The 302-nt window shown below is 48.7% G+C and carries 1 protein-coding gene; it reads left to right on the top strand.

Annotated features, from left to right (window positions below; genetic code table 11):
• On the top strand, window positions 1-302 hold a 302-nt coding region (locus tag B4920_RS26040), incomplete at both ends, for a heme biosynthesis HemY N-terminal domain-containing protein (RefSeq protein WP_139379660.1).

The following is a 302-nucleotide window of genomic DNA, read 5'->3' on the forward strand; positions in this document are numbered from 1 at the left end:
TGGTATTATACTTTTAGGCCTGTGTATCAGCCCCTGGATTGTTGGCAATACTGGCTATGTGTATATTGCCGCGGGTGATTACCAGCTTGAGACCAGTTTAGTTTTTGGCATCGTCATGTTAATCGTGTTTTATGCGCTATTCCAAGTGCTGGAATGGTTAGTGATCACTGTGATTAATCTGCTGCTTCGTAGCCGTTTTATCCCGCAGCATTGGCGTCGCCGCTCCGCCAAAAAACACACCCTCATCGGCGCACTTGCCATTGCCGAAGAAGATTGGCCTGCGGCAGAACGCGCCATGATTA

This window comes from Zoogloea sp. LCSB751, assembly GCF_002028455.1.
Lineage (GTDB): Bacteria > Pseudomonadota > Gammaproteobacteria > Burkholderiales > Rhodocyclaceae > Zoogloea.